The sequence below is a fragment of the candidate division WOR-3 bacterium genome (genome assembly GCA_011052815.1).
In the GTDB taxonomy this organism is placed as follows: Bacteria; Hydrothermota; Tepidihabitantia; order SM23-42; family SM23-42; genus DRIG01.
Genome location: DRIG01000072.1, coordinates 1 through 15,718, shown reverse-complemented (window position 1 = coordinate 15,718; position 15,718 = coordinate 1). Strand labels below are relative to the sequence as shown.

General features: G+C 41.8%; 11 protein-coding genes. 3 read left to right on the top strand and 8 right to left on the bottom strand.

The window, feature by feature from the left end; translation table 11 throughout:
• Nucleotides 1–2 precede the first annotated feature (2 nt).
• Together ENI34_06710 and ENI34_06705 are read right to left on the bottom strand one after the other, a co-directional pair.
• Complete coding sequence (locus tag ENI34_06710; GenBank protein ID HEC78818.1) at nt 3–1,271, bottom strand: flippase; 1,269 nt, start codon at nt 1,269–1,271, stop codon at nt 3–5.
• Nucleotides 1,272–1,368: 97 nt separating this feature from the next.
• Nucleotides 1,369–2,490, bottom strand: a complete 1,122-nt coding sequence (locus ENI34_06705; GenBank protein ID HEC78817.1) for a PAS domain-containing protein — start codon at nt 2,488–2,490, stop codon at nt 1,369–1,371.
• 594 nt (nt 2,491–3,084) lie between these two features.
• Between ENI34_06705 and ENI34_06700 the strand changes: the two genes are divergently transcribed.
• Genes ENI34_06700 through mfd form a run of 3 tightly spaced genes read left to right on the top strand, consistent with a single transcriptional unit; the run spans nt 3,085 to nt 7,930 of the window.
• Entirely contained in the window at nt 3,085–4,173 is a 1,089-nt protein-coding gene (locus tag ENI34_06700) for a histidinol-phosphate transaminase (protein HEC78816.1), read from the top strand.
• Nucleotides 4,170–5,081 (top strand): phosphate butyryltransferase, encoded by a 912-nt coding sequence (locus ENI34_06695; GenBank protein ID HEC78815.1) that lies wholly within the window; start codon nt 4,170–4,172, stop codon nt 5,079–5,081. Before ENI34_06700 ends, ENI34_06695 begins: the two co-directional genes overlap by 4 nt.
• Before the next feature lie 32 nt (nt 5,082–5,113).
• Entirely contained in the window at nt 5,114–7,930 is a 2,817-nt protein-coding gene (gene mfd / locus ENI34_06690; GenBank protein ID HEC78814.1) for a transcription-repair coupling factor, read from the top strand.
• A 70-nt stretch (nt 7,931–8,000) separates the two neighbouring features.
• Here mfd and ENI34_06685 read toward each other — a convergent pair whose 3' ends face one another.
• The 6 genes from ENI34_06685 to ENI34_06660 all read right to left on the bottom strand — a co-directional run bounded on the left by ENI34_06685 (nt 8,001) and on the right by ENI34_06660 (nt 15,495).
• Nucleotides 8,001–8,573 (bottom strand): hypothetical protein, encoded by a 573-nt coding sequence (locus ENI34_06685; protein HEC78813.1) that lies wholly within the window; start codon nt 8,571–8,573, stop codon nt 8,001–8,003.
• A gap of 19 nt (nt 8,574–8,592) precedes the next feature.
• On the bottom strand, nt 8,593–10,068 hold the full coding sequence (locus ENI34_06680; GenBank protein HEC78812.1) for a hypothetical protein: 1,476 nt from the start codon (nt 10,066–10,068) through the stop codon (nt 8,593–8,595).
• A gap of 41 nt (nt 10,069–10,109) precedes the next feature.
• Nucleotides 10,110–11,279, bottom strand: a complete 1,170-nt coding sequence (locus ENI34_06675; GenBank protein ID HEC78811.1) for a hypothetical protein — start codon at nt 11,277–11,279, stop codon at nt 10,110–10,112.
• Nucleotides 11,280–11,736: 457 nt separating this feature from the next.
• Nucleotides 11,737–13,335 carry a DEAD/DEAH box helicase gene (locus ENI34_06670; GenBank protein ID HEC78810.1) on the bottom strand — a complete coding sequence of 533 codons (1,599 nt, stop codon included), beginning with the start codon at nt 13,333–13,335 and terminating at the stop codon, nt 11,737–11,739.
• Nucleotides 13,332–14,681, bottom strand: coding sequence for a hypothetical protein (locus ENI34_06665; GenBank protein ID HEC78809.1), 1,350 nt, complete (start codon nt 14,679–14,681; stop codon nt 13,332–13,334). The genes ENI34_06670 and ENI34_06665 overlap by 4 nt, the downstream gene beginning before the upstream one ends.
• A 13-nt stretch (nt 14,682–14,694) precedes the next feature.
• On the bottom strand, nt 14,695–15,495 hold the full coding sequence (locus ENI34_06660; GenBank protein HEC78808.1) for a hypothetical protein: 801 nt from the start codon (nt 15,493–15,495) through the stop codon (nt 14,695–14,697).
• Nucleotides 15,496–15,718: the final 223 nt, after the last annotated feature.

Sequence of the window (15,718 nt, the reverse complement as noted above, 5' to 3'; positions counted from 1 at the left end):
TGTTAACTATGTATCAACTCAAGATAGCTAATTCCATGCTTCCTTAAGTAAAAACACATAATAAGCGCCACGTATATCTCGGTCAATACTACGGCTATAGAAACACCAATATGTTTATACATTGATGCCAAGACGGAAGCGAGGACAATGTTGACTAAAGCGGTACTCAACATAATCTTTGAAAAATCTTCTTTCATATTAAAAGCAAGCATTGTTTGAACACCGAATATATTACTTATGGATATTATAAAAGGAAGAAAAGCAAGAATTTGTAACACGATAATAGATGGAATATATTGATCACCTAAGATTAAATTAACAATCAGTTTTGCAAAAATAAAAATTGTTAAAGAGATAAGTAGAAAACCACCTCCGACAAATACTATAAGTTTTTTCAAAAATCGAAGGGCTTTCTTTTCGGATTGAGAAGCGATCTTATTTACATAAGGATATACGGCTTGAGATACCGCCCATTGCATTCTTTGTAGAGCTCGGATTATCTTCTCAGCTGCACTATAGTAACCAACAATCACAGGGGTGGTCAATAAACCAAGAATAAAAGTATTACTGTATGTGTATACACTAATCGACAAGGTAGAAATAAAAAAATGCCACCCTTCTTTCAAATATTCTTTGATTCTAACAAACGGGGGAATTTTAAATCTTACATTAAATTTAAATCGTATAATTAATAAACTTAAAATACCTGCAAATATAATGCCCAAAGACTGTAGTAAAGGAACATAAATATATTGATTTTTCGATCTAATAAAAATAAAGATTGTTACTAAAAAAAACAACTTCGCAACAAAATATAACACAGTAATATATTTCATGCGTTCCATTCCCTGAAAAAACCAGGTAGGGAATAGAACATCACCAAGTACCAAACCAAAGGAAAAAATAAAAATAGGTTTTTCTATACCGAATTTCGTGATTACTAATATTAAGCTTAACAAAACCAAAAAAGAAAGGAAAAACAGAATTGTTTTAATTACCATAATGGAACTAAATATTTTTGAGACAGCCGACAATTTCTCACGATTAATTGAAATTTTTTTGGGTCCTAAAAGATAAAAGCCATAATCTGTAGTGATTACAAAGTATTGAACAAAAGCTTGGGCAAAGGCGACTTTACCAAAATTTGAAGGTCCTAAGACCCTCACCAAATAAGGTAAAGTAATGAGAGGGAGAATATAATTTGCACATTCCAAAAGTGATAAACTAAAGAAATTTCCAATTATTCTCCTCGTATCTTCGCTTAACTCCATGCAATCAAGGATTCCGAGACACTATATAGCTTCTCTGAGTTTAAAAAGCTATCTTCTATTTAAAAACAATCTTAAATTTTTCACTCCTCACTCGAATCTATCTGCCGCCGCTCAGCAAATCGGTCGGGATTATGAATATCTGAATAAACATATTCTTGTTTATTTCGATCGGGTTGGCGACCACAAAGGCGTCTATCTCTTTTCCGTTACAGTCGATAATTTTCGTCTTCAGAGGCGCTTCGTTATTCTCGGTCTGCTGGATGATATTATTGATTACGCTTTCGCGCAACGAAGCAGCAAAGAGATTTTCCAGATCCATATCAAATATCTTCTCGGGTTCATAGCCGAAAAGTTCAATCGCCTTCTGATTCGCATCCGTCACCTTGTAATCCTCTGAAGTGATGAAAAGAATAGGAATACGGGCGTCGTCAAAGAGACGTTCGTATTTGGTCATGGTCTCTGCCTGCTGTTCTGCATTGACCGCCGGTGCCCTCAGATAATGAACCAGGCCTCCGCCCGAAGCAAAAACCTGAGGATAAACACTGCAGTTAAAACGTTCTTTCAATCCCCGGAAAGCAATCGTCTCGGTCGCCGGTTCACCGCTGTCCCTTGCGACCTTTCCCGGACAATAGTCCAGCGCATGGTCTGAACAATGGAATATTTCATAGCACTTATGGCCGATCACCTCATTCACGCCCTTACCCAGTGCCTGGAAAGTCGCGAGATTTGCCCGTAAGATATTATAGTCAAAATCAGTGACAAAGATCGGGTCCTCGATTGCATCCACTGTTGCTTCCCATTCCTTTTTCGCCGCGGTTACGGCAAGGAGCAGACGTCGGTTCTCCCGGGCAAGCTCACCCTGACGCAAAGCACGGGTGGCGACGTGTCTGATCTTATCCTGAGTCAACGGTTTAATAAGGTATCCCTGAATATCGAGCACCGCTCCTTTTGCCATACTCTCAGGAAAGGCATAGGTCGTCACCACGACGATTTCAGTATCAGGAGATGCCTTCTTGATATCCTTTATCAACCTGTCATAGGGGACATCACGTATATAAACATCCAGGAACACCAGATCAACACCTTCATCTTTACACTTTGTGGGAGCTGTATCAGGGAGGTCGATCGGCGTAACATTATGGCCTTCAACCTCAAGGGTCTCGGTTATTGCCTTCACAAGATCGCTGTCCTGACTGACAACAAAAATTTTTGCCTTCATCTTCCTGCCTCCTGTTAATTCCGCATCAAATCTTGACTTTTCACCCTGTCGCCCGGCATGCAACAAGCCATTTTTAGACTCTTAAGCTACCGCTTTGTCAGTTACACACTGACATCCGGAAAACCACATCTAAGTAATTATATGTAGATTTTTACTGCTGTCAATCATATTTTCCTTGAAAATCAATGGAATTCGGGCAGCTCACTCCCCTGTTTTTTCCAGCTGTTTGATGAGTGTCTTTGCGGATTCCTCACCCAATCTCTCATTCATTCTCGCCCGCTCTTCTTTGAAGTACTTCTCAAAATCGACCTGTGCCTTGATCGCCTGAAATGATTCAGGATAACGGGCGATGAAATCAAGGAACAAAATAGTGGATGCCGGATATGTGTCCCAGTAACCGTCTCAGATAGGACCGATACTGTCAAGCACAGCATCTTTGATGTAACTATTTATGTCGAGGTCTTCTTTAAACCTCATTAATTTATTATAACATAATAAAATAATCAGTCAAGCCCCGAGTTTTCTGCAGGAACGAATTTCATACTTGCATTTTTGAATATCTCGGATATACTTATATACTTAAGTGGAGGCACTGTGATTGAACTAAGAAATTTTGTCAAAAATATAAAGCCTTATAAACCTGGAAAACCGATTGAAGAGGTCATCAGGGAACTGGGGTTAAAAGATGAGGTTGTGAAACTGGCGAGCAATGAAAACCCCCTGGGACCATCTCCAAAGGCGATCCAGGCAATAAAAGATAAAATAGGTGAGATAAATCTCTATCCTGATGACAACTGTTTTTATCTCAAGAAGAAGATGAGCGAAGTCTTCTCTATTGATATGGAGAATATAATCGTGGGCAGCGGTTCTGTCGAGCTTATCGAACTTATATTCAAGGCATATGTCAATCCCGGCGATGAGATAATCATGAGCGAACCTTCGTTCATAATGTACAAGATCGCCTGTCAAATCTTCGGCGGCAAAAGGATAGCCGTCCCATTAAAAAACTACAGCCACGACATCGAAACGATGCTGAAGGCGATAACAAATAAAACGAAGATCATCATCGTTGACAACCCGATCAATCCCACCGGAACGATCATCGAAAAGAACGCCTTTGATTATTTTATCCGAAAGATCCCTGACAATGTACTCTTGGTTGTGGATGAGGCGTATAAAGAATATATCGACAATATAGATTATCCTGACACCATGGACTATTTACGCAGTCACTCCAACCTGATTCTCCTCCATACCTTTTCCAAAATTTACGGGCTGGCGGCTTTAAGGGTCGGATATGGATTTTCAAGCAAAGAAATCATCAGCGCCCTGATGAAAGTACGGCTGCCCTTTAATGTAAATTCAATAGCGCAGATCGCGGCGAAAGCCGCTCTGGAAGATACGGAATTCGTGAAGAAGAGTCTGGAAAACAATGAAACAGGAAAACGGTTCCTTTATGAAGAATTCAAGAAACTGGGCCTTGAATATATCCCGACATACGGTAATTTCATCCTGACCAACTTCGTCTCCGAGGCAAAAGAGATCTTTGAAGCCGCACAGAAAAGAGGGGTTGTTCTGAGAACCGTCTATGAATACGGACTGCCCAATTCTTTACGGATCACGATCGGCACGCCCGAACAGAACAGAAAATTGATTACAGTGCTCAAAGAGGTCATTAAATGAAATCTTTCAAAGAACTTATTGAACTGGCGAAGAAAAGAGGCAAAAAAAGGTGTGTGGTCGTGGCGGCAGCCGACAGACCGGTGCTTGAAGGTGTCAAGATGGCGCTGGAGCTCAATCTGATAAAACCGGTGCTCATCGGTGACAGAGAAGCTATTTTAAAAACCGCTGAACAGACGGGGATCGACCTTAAAGAAACGGAAATCAAAGATATCAAAGACCCGCAAAAAGCACTGGAGGAATCAATAAGAGAGGTAAAAGAAAAAGGCGATTTTCTGATGAAGGGGATGATTTCAAGTTCACTCTTTTTAAAGGGTGTCCTGAACAAAGAATGGGGGCTGAGAACCGGTAACATCCTGAGCCACATAGCTGTGCTGGAAATCCCGGGTTATCACAAACTGGTCTTTATGTCTGACGGCGGGATGAACCCGAAATTGAACCTTGAATTAAGAATCAGTATAATAAAGAACGCTGTTAAAGTACTGAAATCCCTCGGGATCAACCGCCCCGGGGTCGCCCTTGTTGCGGCGAGTGAAACAGTCCACCCTGATATGCCGGAAACAACAGACGCCGTCAAAATCGTTGAGATGAATAAGGCGGGTCAGATAGAGGGTTGTATCATTGAAGGGCCGTTCGGCTTTGACGTAGCGATCTCAAAGGAGGCTGCACACCATAAAAAGATCGACAGTATCATCGCCGGCGATATCGACTTCATACTGATGCCCAATATATCATCAGGCAATATCTGGGCAAAGGGATTGATATTCTTTGCCGGTGCAAAGGCGGCCGGTATGGTCGCCGGCGCCGCCAGACCCGTGATTATGCTGTCGAGAACCGACAAGCCTGAGACAAAATTAAACTCAATCGCCCTCGGTGTAGCCATTGCGGAAGATACAAAAGACCCGGGGTAGTCTTTAACAGATAATTACTGTAATATCTCATCATGCCGGTGTTCGATATTTTTAATATTAAAAATATAATTGATGAATTGGCATCAAAAAAATTTGTTACGGTCAGTGGCTTATGCGGTTCCGCAGACACCCTGCTGGTCCTTCATCTCATTGAACATCTTCCGCAGGTGCTCCTGGTCACAACTTCCCTGAAACTCGACAGGTATCTCGGGGAATTGAAGTCGTCATTCAATGATACGGAAGTTATTAATGAAGAAAGTCCTTTTTATATACCGGCGAAGATACTGATCACCACAAAAGAATTTCTGGCACAACCATTATTCAAAAAAGAAAAAGTCCGATTGATGAAGAACAAAGAGATAGAGATCGAAGCATTACTCCGTAAATTAGACCGCACCGGTTATAAGAGAGAAGAGATCGTCGAAGACGAATATGAATACGCCCTGCGGGGAGGAATCCTTGATGTCTTTGAACCGGGTAATACACCTGTAAGAATCGAACTGTACGGAGACAGGATATTTTCAATCAGGAAATTCCACACCCAAAGTCAGAGATCTTACGAAGAACTTGAAAAATTCACACTGAAACTCGTCCGGCGGGAAACAAAAAAACCACTCGGTGAATTTCTTTGTAAGGATGCGGTTGTAATCAGCGAAGAACAAACAGGACTGTCATCACCACACATCATCATCACGACCGACGGAGAAATAAGATATAATTTTGAACCCGCTCCGAAGTATTTCGGTGATTTGAAAAGGTTGAAACAAGAAATATCCGAGCAGAAACACAGATTTATATTTTTAGCTCCATATCCTTCCCTCATTGAAAAATTGAAATCGATATTCGGTGAAATCGAGGCTTATAATATCTTTCTTCAGGAAGGGTTCGAGGACAAAAACAACAGGCTGATCTTTCTCACTGAATCAGAGCTCTTCGGAACAATAAAAAGGAAAAAACAACCTTTCCGCGGGCTCTTCATCGACGACCTCATCGGTCTGAAACCGGGGGACTATGTAGTACATTCAGATTACGGCATCGGACGATTCCAGGGGTTGACTTTTGTCGAAGTTGACGACCGAAAGGTCGAATGTCTGCGCCTCGATTATGCGGGGAAAGACAGGGTCTATCTGCCCGTCGAGAAATTCAATCTCCTGGAACGGTATGTTTCGACAAAAGAGACTGCTCCGAAGCTTTCAAGACTGGGCAGCGACGTGTGGCTCAAAGCCAAGAAAAAGGTAAAAAAAGCGACCGAGCGGCTGGCAATAGAACTGTTGCATCTCTATACTGTCCGTTCCCGGGAAAAGGGATTCAGTTTTTCTCCGGACACGCTGGAGATGCGGGAATTGGCGGCATCCTTCCCTTACGAAGAGACTGAAGACCAGCAAAAAGCGATAGACGACGTTACAAATGACATGGAATCAGAAGAACCTGCAGAAAGACTGATCTGCGGTGATGTGGGCTACGGTAAGACTGAAATCGCCCTTCGGGCGGCATTCAAGGCGGCGCTTGACGGAAAACAGACCCTGCTCCTGTGTCCGACCACCCTGCTCGCCTTTCAACACTACAACACCTTCAAGAAAAGATTGGAGAACTTTCCGGTCAATGTCGAAATGGTTTCACGATTCCGCACTAAAAAAGAACTGAAAAAAATCCTGGAATCCATCGGCAGCGGAAAGATCGATATCGTAATCGGCACGCACAGATTATTACAGCCCGATGTCCGATTCAAAGACCTCGGGCTTTTGATCGTTGACGAAGAACAGCGCTTCGGAGTCGTGCAGAAAGAGAAGATAAAAAAATTGAAACCGGGCATCGATACATTCTATCTCTCGGCGACCCCGATTCCCCGCACCCTCTATATGGCGCTCACTGGATTGAAAAAGATATCCACCATCCATACACCGCCGCCGGGCAGAAAAGAGATTATCACAAAGATCATCTATTATGATGAAGAAGAATTAAAGAAACTCATCAGGTTTGAAATAGAAAGAGGCGGCCAGGTCTTTTTCATCCACAACCGCATCCAGACGATCGAAACAGTAAAATCAAGGCTGCTGAAAATTCTTCCCGAACTGAAAATCTGTCTGCTGCACGGACAGATGCGTGAAGACCTCTCCGCACGAAGAATGATCGATTTCATCAACGGTGAATATGACCTGCTGCTCTCAACGGCGATCGTCGAATCCGGCCTGGATATGCCCCGTGTAAACACGATAATCGTCGATAACGCCCACAAATTCGGCCTCGCTGACCTCCATCAACTCCGCGGCAGGGTCGGCCGCGGCGGGGTTCAAGCCTATGCCTATTTCATCATACCCCATACCCACAGGATGACGGAACAAGCACATAAAAGACTCAGCGCCCTGGCATCATACACCTCTCTCGGTTCGGGCTTCCGTCTCGCCCTTCGGGATATGGAAATCAGGGGCGTGGGAAATCTGCTCGGTAAAGAACAATCCGGCCACATTAATGCAATCGGTTATCATCTCTATATAAAGATCCTGAGTGAGGCGATCAATGAAGTGAGAGGGAAAAAAGTGGTCTATGAACCGGTGCTTGATCTGCGGCTCGATGCATACTTCCCGGGCGATTATATCGAAAGCGCCTATGAAAGAACAGCCCTGTATAAAAGACTTCTGAACGTGGAATCATATTTTGAATTGAAATCCATCAAAGAAGAAATCGTCGACCGTTTCGGTCGATACCCTGAAGAAGTGAAGAATCTCTTTCTCCTGTCAAAAACCAGACTGAAAGCAAAAGAGCTCGGCGCCGCCGAAGTCGTCCGTCAGGGCAAAGAATTCGTCTTCTACAAAGAGGGAAAGATAATTCGGAAAACCAGTATCTCTTGACTTAAAATAAACCAGAAAGGTTCTTCAGCAGAATAAAAATCGCCCATTTCGGGTATTAATATTTTTGATATTATCTTGAATTTTTTTCCACCCTTGCCCAGCTGGAGAAGTTGTACTGAAAAACAGCATACAGGTATTTGTCCTCCTCATCCCTTAGAGGAAGGAAATCAATGGTATAACCAAATTCTACGCCTATTGACCCGGCCTGTTGGTAAATTGATTTCTCAAATCCCAAACCTACTTCAGAGGATAAACACCAGGAAGATTGTTTTATACCCAGCACAGAAATTTTTATCTGGAGATAAATTGCACCGGGATATTGATAGCCCCAGGGAAAAAGTAAAGGGCCGCCGAAACCATTTTCTACAGGTCCCGTCGTGTTTCCAAGTGGTTTAGCGATAAACAACTTAGCAGGCAGGAGGTTATAAGTGGAATTTTCAATCTCAAAAAGTGTGCCCCCTATACCAAGTCCATTAGAAAGGTCTCCATAAGCTACTTCAATAAAATTTACACTCCATTTGCGATAACCAATCTTGAACCCCAGATAGTTGACACGAAACCATTTGTCCTTGTGTTGGGCATTGAGGTCTACTGAAGATGCAAAAAGCAATAAAATGATTAGAAAATTCAGATTTTTAACCATTTTGTGTTAGTGCAACGGTTTAATATCCACCCTCTTCTTCACCGCCTAAGTTTTCCGGTTGTATAACCTCTCCGTCAGGAATTTTGCGACAGCCGCCACCAGTGATCTCAACCTCATACTCAGAGCCAGAAAAAGAATATTCAAATCTTGTACCCCGGAAAAATTTTACTTTACCCTTTCCCTTAAAGGAGGGCAGGATATCTTCATAACCTTCTTCAGGATTGGTCAATGTTTTTCGCCGGTAACCTTTGGTGCTTACGAATATTATTCTTCCATTTTCATTAAAAAGAAACGCTTTTCCCTTCCTGTCCCATGCTATTGTCGTTCTTGAATCAATTTTTCCATCCCAGGTGATGCGCCCTCTTTCTCCTGTGTTTGATACAAGAAATAGGTCGTATCCTTTTTCTGTGCTTTCAACGAAAGCGATATACGAAGAGTCAGGCGAGAATTTGTATATTTTAGAAAAACCAAAAGGGAATGCATCTGATGAAGCAAGATTTCCAATTGTTCTGTTTTTTTTACTATCAACTATCCGGACATAATTGCCCTCTACACGCAATTTAGAAGGAGGTTTCTGCGAGTATGCAAGGATTAATTTTTCAATCTTCGCATTACCGCTTTCTTTAGCGAGGTCGAGTGCTGTTTCCCCTCTTCCTGTTTTCATCTTCCACGAAGCTCCACTTTGCATCAGCAGTTTAACCATTTCAAAATCATTATTTTTAATTGCAATATGAAGAGGAGTAATGCAACTGCCTTCTGGTTCGGTTTGCACATTAACAAAGGCACCATTTTTAATAAGATATTCTACAATCTCTGTATTCCCGTTTGCAACAGCAAGAGAAAGGGGGGTTTCTCCTATTTCTTCGCTCACATTCGGGTCAGCACCTCTGCTGAAAAGCAGTTTTACAAACTCCAGTGAGTTACTTTTACACGCCTGGTGAAGAAGGCTCCAGCCAGTCATCATTGATAAATTTGCATCCGCTCCTAATACGAAGAGAATCTCAGCATCCTTGAGAATATTTGTTTCTGCATAATCAAACAAATACTTAAAATCCTTTTCCCCTTGTGTTTTTATATAATAGTAACGTTTCCCGTCAATGAGAATGCGTTTTTTATCAATATATTCAAGGGAAACAAAATTAGTATCATCAATTATCTCTAGGACCTGTTTCCCTCCTTCAAGGAAAAAACTTCCTGTTTCTGGGTCGGTCTTAAGTTCTCCTCCAACGCGGACAATTTGATGTTTGTATATCAATTCTATTCCCCCTTTTTTTGCTTGCCATGTTCCAGATTTCAAAAGAATCCTATTAGTTCTATCTAAATCGCTCGTTACTTTGACAAATTCTCCACGAGGAGAAAATATATATACTTCTCCATAATAAATTGCAGGGTTTGGCTCACTATGCCACTCGCCCACAATCTGGCTCTCCTGCGCATTTAACACGCAAGGATTTGCGAGCACGGAAATTAAAATTAAAAGAAAAAAAACATACATAAAACCTCCTGTAGTTTATAGTGTTTGCTTCAAGTTATGCATTATTTTTCCCCTGATTCATCCTTGATTCTTACTATATGGGGAACATGGAATCCGGCTACAATGTGGGTGAAACCAGCGATAATGAAACCTCCATCCGGGCACCTGGAAATAGAATAAGCTATGTCTTGATATTCTTTTGTGCCTATCGTTTTTTCCCATATCTTATTACCTTTTTTATCAACTTTTATGAGATAAAAATCTTCTTTATTGCCATAGGAATTGGTGTAGCCCGCAGTTATGAAACCGTCTTCTGTTTCAATTATAGAATAAGCCTCCTCACCGTCTCCTCCTCCAAAGGTTTTTTGCCAGATTTTCTTCCCATTTTTATCCGTTTTTATCAAAAGAAGATCCCCTAAACCTTTACGTCCGGCAATTATCAATCCTCCATCTTCAGTTTCTAAGATTGCATGCGCTTCGTCATCTTTTTCGCCTCCAAAGGTTTTTGACCAGATTTTCTTCCCATTCCTGTCGATTTTTATTAGGTAGATATCACCTTCTCCAGAACCAAAAGACTCTGTTACACCTGCAATTATAAAATTGCCATCTTTGGTCTGGATAATTGCATTTGCCTTATCCTTTTCCTTACCACCGAATGTCTTTTCCCATATCTTATTACCGTTCTTATCGGTCTTTATAACATACACATCAATATAACCTGCTCCATAGGAATATGAATACCCGGCAATTACGAAATTGCCATTTTGGGTCTCCAGTACTGCCCTGGCAATGTCATAGTCTTTACCACCGAATGTCTTTTCCCATAGCTTGTTACCGTCTTTATCAGTCCTTATGAGATAAACATCAGGTTCTTCGGGAATACTTCCAAAAAAATCCTTCTTTGTGTATGGTGTTTTCATTCCGGCAAGGATAAAACCACCATCTTTGGTTTTGGAAAGTGCATGACATCTATCGTCATAATCCCCGCCAAATCGTTTTTCCCATAGCTTTTTACCATTTTTGTCCATTCTTGCCAGATAAACATCTTCCCCGTGTCCATCCTGGTAGTCTATTATTCCTCCGATTACGAAACTTCCATCATTTGTTTCGGCAACCGCGAAGACTGTGCCCATATTCTTTTTATATATCTTATCCCAGATAACCTTCTGGGCTTTCAAAGGCACCACAGCAATTAGCAGAAATGCAAATAAAAATTTTTGTTTATTAGACATTCAAATCTCCTTTTTAACGCCGCCATTAACTTCGGTATCTCTTTATATCCCCTGGCCCACCGAAATTCTTTCTCTGCTTCAATAAGACCGGTGGACACTTTTCCTTGAAAAATGCCTCTGTGAGTGATCTCCTCTCAGGATTCCTTTCATCTTACCTCTTGCCCTGGCATCGTGTCCCGAAAGGTATTTCTGCTCAAATCGCTCGTATCCGAACTTGATTCGGATACCTTTCTAAATTCGGTGATATAGACGAACTGAATACCTTTTTTCATTTGAGTTAGCCTCTTTCTCTATCTTCGGGATTTTAATTTCTAATTCTCTGATTTTATTTTATGCATCTTCAAGTAAAAATCAAGGGAAATTTGATTTAACGGCTGCAGGCTTTGCGAAACGCGAAGCATTTGGCCTTGGCCCGAAGCGCAAACATATTGTTAGATGAAGTTACGGCTGCCATCTCTCAATTCCTCTTATTATTTAGCCTTCTACCTTTCAGTTCTGGTGGCAATAGGTAATAGAAGGCACCACCACTTATGCATCTCTGGAAGAGAGGGGCTAATGCTTTTCCCGTAAAACGGCGTGCCTTAATAACATCATTTTCGACAGAAACAACCCGCCACATTCTTCCGGCGAGAACAAATACTTCATCGAATATTCCCGCGATGGTTCCAATTTCCTTACCTGAGTCAACGTCTATCACTCGATAAGTCTGTAAGTCCGGAATATTGGAATGAATTCGCCCTTTTTCGCCCAAGTCCATCAATTTTATTGATGCAAACCACTGACCTGCTCGTCGTTCAATCCATTCATTTCTCCTCAGGTGCCCCAAAATGAGTTTAGCCTCATCCTCAGAACATAAAGGGGATAGAAGTTCCCAAATTAGTGTTTCAGATATACCTTGAGGATTTTGATAAAGAAAAGAAAAAACCTGCTGGACCGCAACAGATAGCTCAGCCTCATAAGGTTCTTCAGGTATTGCACCAGAAGCAGCCACTTTGAACATTGTATCCATCAGAAGTTTTTCTTCATCAGATTTAATAATTACCGCCGTGTGAACGATATGTTTTCTACGATTACCACGACCAATGCGCTGGAGCAACGAGGAGATGCTCCAGGGGGGCTCAGAAAGCACAATAAGATCAATATCACCAATGTCTATCCCAACTTCGAGGGTTGAAGTAGCAACACACACAGCCACATCTGCTCCCTTCATCACGGCCTCTGCTTCCTCGCGTACTCGACGAGAGAGGCTTCCATGATGAGTTACCACCGAATAAGGGTGCCACAACTTAGCAAGTTCATCTGCCACTACCTCGACGGATTCACGAAGATTACAAAAGCAGAGCAGTTTTTTCACCCCTTGTTCCCGTGCCAGACGATGAACTTCTTCGTGGGAATTGAGGAGCCGGTAATCAATATCTCTTTGTCCTTGCGTTGTAACGACTTCAAAGTCACTGACATATCTTTGGGCAATTTGATGGGGCGAGGATAAGGTCGCTGATAGCAAGTGAACAGAATATGAACTATCTGTTACTAATTTCTTTAGTCGCCAAAGGAGAAGTTGTAGTTGGTCGCCTCGATAGGTGTTGTCCAACAAGTGAATTTCGTCCAGAATCACAGTTCGTAAAAATCTAAATACTTCGGGACGACGACAGATCAGAGAATCGAGGGATTCAGGCGTCGTGATGAGGACATTCGGTAGTTTGCTGGATGATAGATAAGGCTTGTCACCATGCTTAATTGCTACTTTAATACCCATATCCCGTAAAGGACCATCAATGCGTGCGAGGGTATCGTTTGCCAGAGCACGCGTAGGAACGATATATAAAACAGCTAACCCCTCCCAATCTTCTTTTCTAAACCTCTCGGCAACTGGAGCAATGATGGCCTCAGTCTTTCCTGAGGCCGTGGGAGATGCCACGATAACATTTCTGCCGTCAAGTATTGGTGGAATCGTTGCTACCTGAATGGGAGTAAGTCTGCCAAACCTTGTAAAGAACGGCGTCCAGGCGTATTTCAAACGTTCGCGAATGATCCTTACTTGCTGAACATCCATCATTGAAGAACCTTGTCCAAATCCTTTTCAGGATTAAAGCGAACCAAGTCCAATGCTTCGACTGAGCCCTTTACGAACAAACGCGTACGCCCACTTTGTGTGTTGACCTCTCGGAAAAGCTTGTCAACGGTCAGGTCTTCTTCTAAAAAGTCATAGGAACTGTTATAAAGCAAACAGATGTGTTCAAATACTTCTTTGAGAGTATCATCTGGAAGGGGTTCTAAATCTATTTTTGGCATTCTCTCCAACTCCCTGATTTTTGGTACTTTCCGATATGATCTATCCCATATATACTCGTAATTCCAGTCCAGAGAAGTGAACGCAAATAAAAGTTTCAACCCACTGGGTATCTTGTACAGAAAAGGCACATTTGGACCCTCTCCGGTGCCACAATAGTCAAGGTCTGACTTCATTGGTTCTTCTAGAAGATTTTTATCATTACTGGCTGTACGGATCAATCCTTTTAAAAAATTTTTTGCTTTTCCATCTTGATAAGAATATTTAGTTATACTCACAGTTTCTGCTTCATCGAATACGAGTAATAATCCTTGTAATCCTAAAACCTGCTTTGCCGCCCATCCCAAACTGCTGAGCAAATAGCAATAAATGTTTGCAGCAGTGGAATAGTCGTAAAGACCAGGCAAGAATTGATAGTAATCCCAGTAATTTTCAATCCACTTTCTTGGTCTGAGGCTTGACTCAGACCCTTCAACCCATTCCCAAAAGATCTCGTCCTTGCGCTTAATTAAATATTTAAAGTAAATATGGTTTTGAAAAACCCCCGCTGCTAATGCACATTTCAAAAAGTCTCGAAAGCCTTTCAATTGCCCGGTTTGCGTGTCACGATATTTAAAATTTTTGATCAGGTGGTTGTAAACACGCTTGGGCTTATAAAAAGGGGCTTCATTAGGATCCATCTCCACCCACGCAATTGCAAATCCATTTTGTAAAGCGTTTCCTAGGGCATAATGAAGGAGATGGGTTTTACCAGTTCCGTATTCACCTATAATAAGGAAATTGCTTTCGTTAGGGGAGTTCAACCAATTCATGATTTTTTTCGCTTCACTATCGCGTCCAAAAGTAAACTTCTCAACACAGTCATAGGGGACAATCCCCAGTCGAAAGGCTTCGATCATTCGTCGAGACTTAAGATGCTCGTAAGATAAAACTGACGGTGCTGGTACAAGCGACTTGGTAATTTGGGTAATTCCAGTTTCCGTCAACTCGTCTAAGCGAACCCATCGAGTCAGACCATCTTCAAAAGCAACCAATATTTCAAAACCCTTATGACGAGTCTGTTTCACTATGCCCCGCCCATATTGGGGATGATGTACCTCATGTTCTAGCATTATTTAACCTCCTTTACAATTGAAGATCCTTGGGAGAAGGGGATTGCCTTTTTTGTCTGAGAAAATGGAGTCCCTGGATGAGTTTCTGAACAAATAGGCGCTTGTAACCGATGTCACCATAACGATGTTCATACGCTGCCTCTGCAACTGTGCGTATAGTTTTTTCAGATGTCGCACTGTCAAAGCGATAACCGTAAGCTACCTCGTAAATATGCTTTAACTTATTACCAACTTTTTCCAGAAATTTAATGGGTTCGATAGAGAGTTTTTCCAGCTCGATCTTGACTCCCGTTGGATTTAACGTATCAAACACTGTTGTGACACGTTGTTTCAGTGCTTCATAAACCTGGGATCGACCTTCAAGGAAGTTTTCATCAGGCACTGCGTAAAAAATCATCACACTTTGAAAGGCTGTATGTCCACATTCATCAATCACTTCCCGCAAATTATTAAGATGTTGTTCTCTGTGTTTGGTGCTGAGACTGGGAACACGTTCCGCTTCATCTAGCAATATCACTAATCCTGAATAGCCTATTTGTCGCACCCATTGCACCAATGAACGAATCAAAGGAAAAGCCGTGGTTCGGTCAATGCGTTGGAGAATACCATATCGCCCATGGATACGACGAACGTAACCCTCCACCGTAAGCCATTGACAAATATTAGTGAAATCTTCTTCTTGCTTGTTCAACAAGGCACGGAAAGCAGACATTACAGCTTTAGCAAAACTAATGCTCTCGATATCGTGGATATTCTCTACGTGATTTAACTCAAAGATAAAACTGGACTGGGTTAAAAGATAAAACTGGACTATTTTGTTTTGAAATTACGGTACAAAAGGTGTGCTGAGCATAGCAAAAGATAAAACTGGACTGAATTAAAAGATAAAACTGGACTATTTTTTGTATTTTAAGCGTTTAGATATTGGTTTTTCAGGTTTTGTAATAGATCACTTTCACAACGCGGTTTTTACACCAGATGCGGATTTCTTTTTTATCCGGATGTGGAATAATATGTAATTCAATCAAACTGCCTTG

Coding starts and splice junctions, on each gene's coding strand:
- mfd (HEC78814.1), top strand. CDS start 5,114: ATGCCGGTGTTCGATATTTTTAATATTAAAAATATAATTGATGAATTG.
- ENI34_06705 (HEC78817.1), bottom strand. CDS start 2,490: ATGAAGGCAAAAATTTTTGTTGTCAGTCAGGACAGCGATCTTGTGAAG.
- ENI34_06685 (HEC78813.1), bottom strand. CDS start 8,573: ATGGTTAAAAATCTGAATTTTCTAATCATTTTATTGCTTTTTGCATCT.
- ENI34_06675 (HEC78811.1), bottom strand. CDS start 11,279: ATGTCTAATAAACAAAAATTTTTATTTGCATTTCTGCTAATTGCTGTG.
- ENI34_06710 (HEC78818.1), bottom strand. CDS start 1,271: ATGGAGTTAAGCGAAGATACGAGGAGAATAATTGGAAATTTCTTTAGT.
- ENI34_06665 (HEC78809.1), bottom strand. CDS start 14,681: ATGCTAGAACATGAGGTACATCATCCCCAATATGGGCGGGGCATAGTG.
- ENI34_06695 (HEC78815.1), top strand. CDS start 4,170: ATGAAATCTTTCAAAGAACTTATTGAACTGGCGAAGAAAAGAGGCAAA.
- ENI34_06670 (HEC78810.1), bottom strand. CDS start 13,335: ATGATGGATGTTCAGCAAGTAAGGATCATTCGCGAACGTTTGAAATAC.
- ENI34_06680 (HEC78812.1), bottom strand. CDS start 10,068: ATGTATGTTTTTTTTCTTTTAATTTTAATTTCCGTGCTCGCAAATCCT.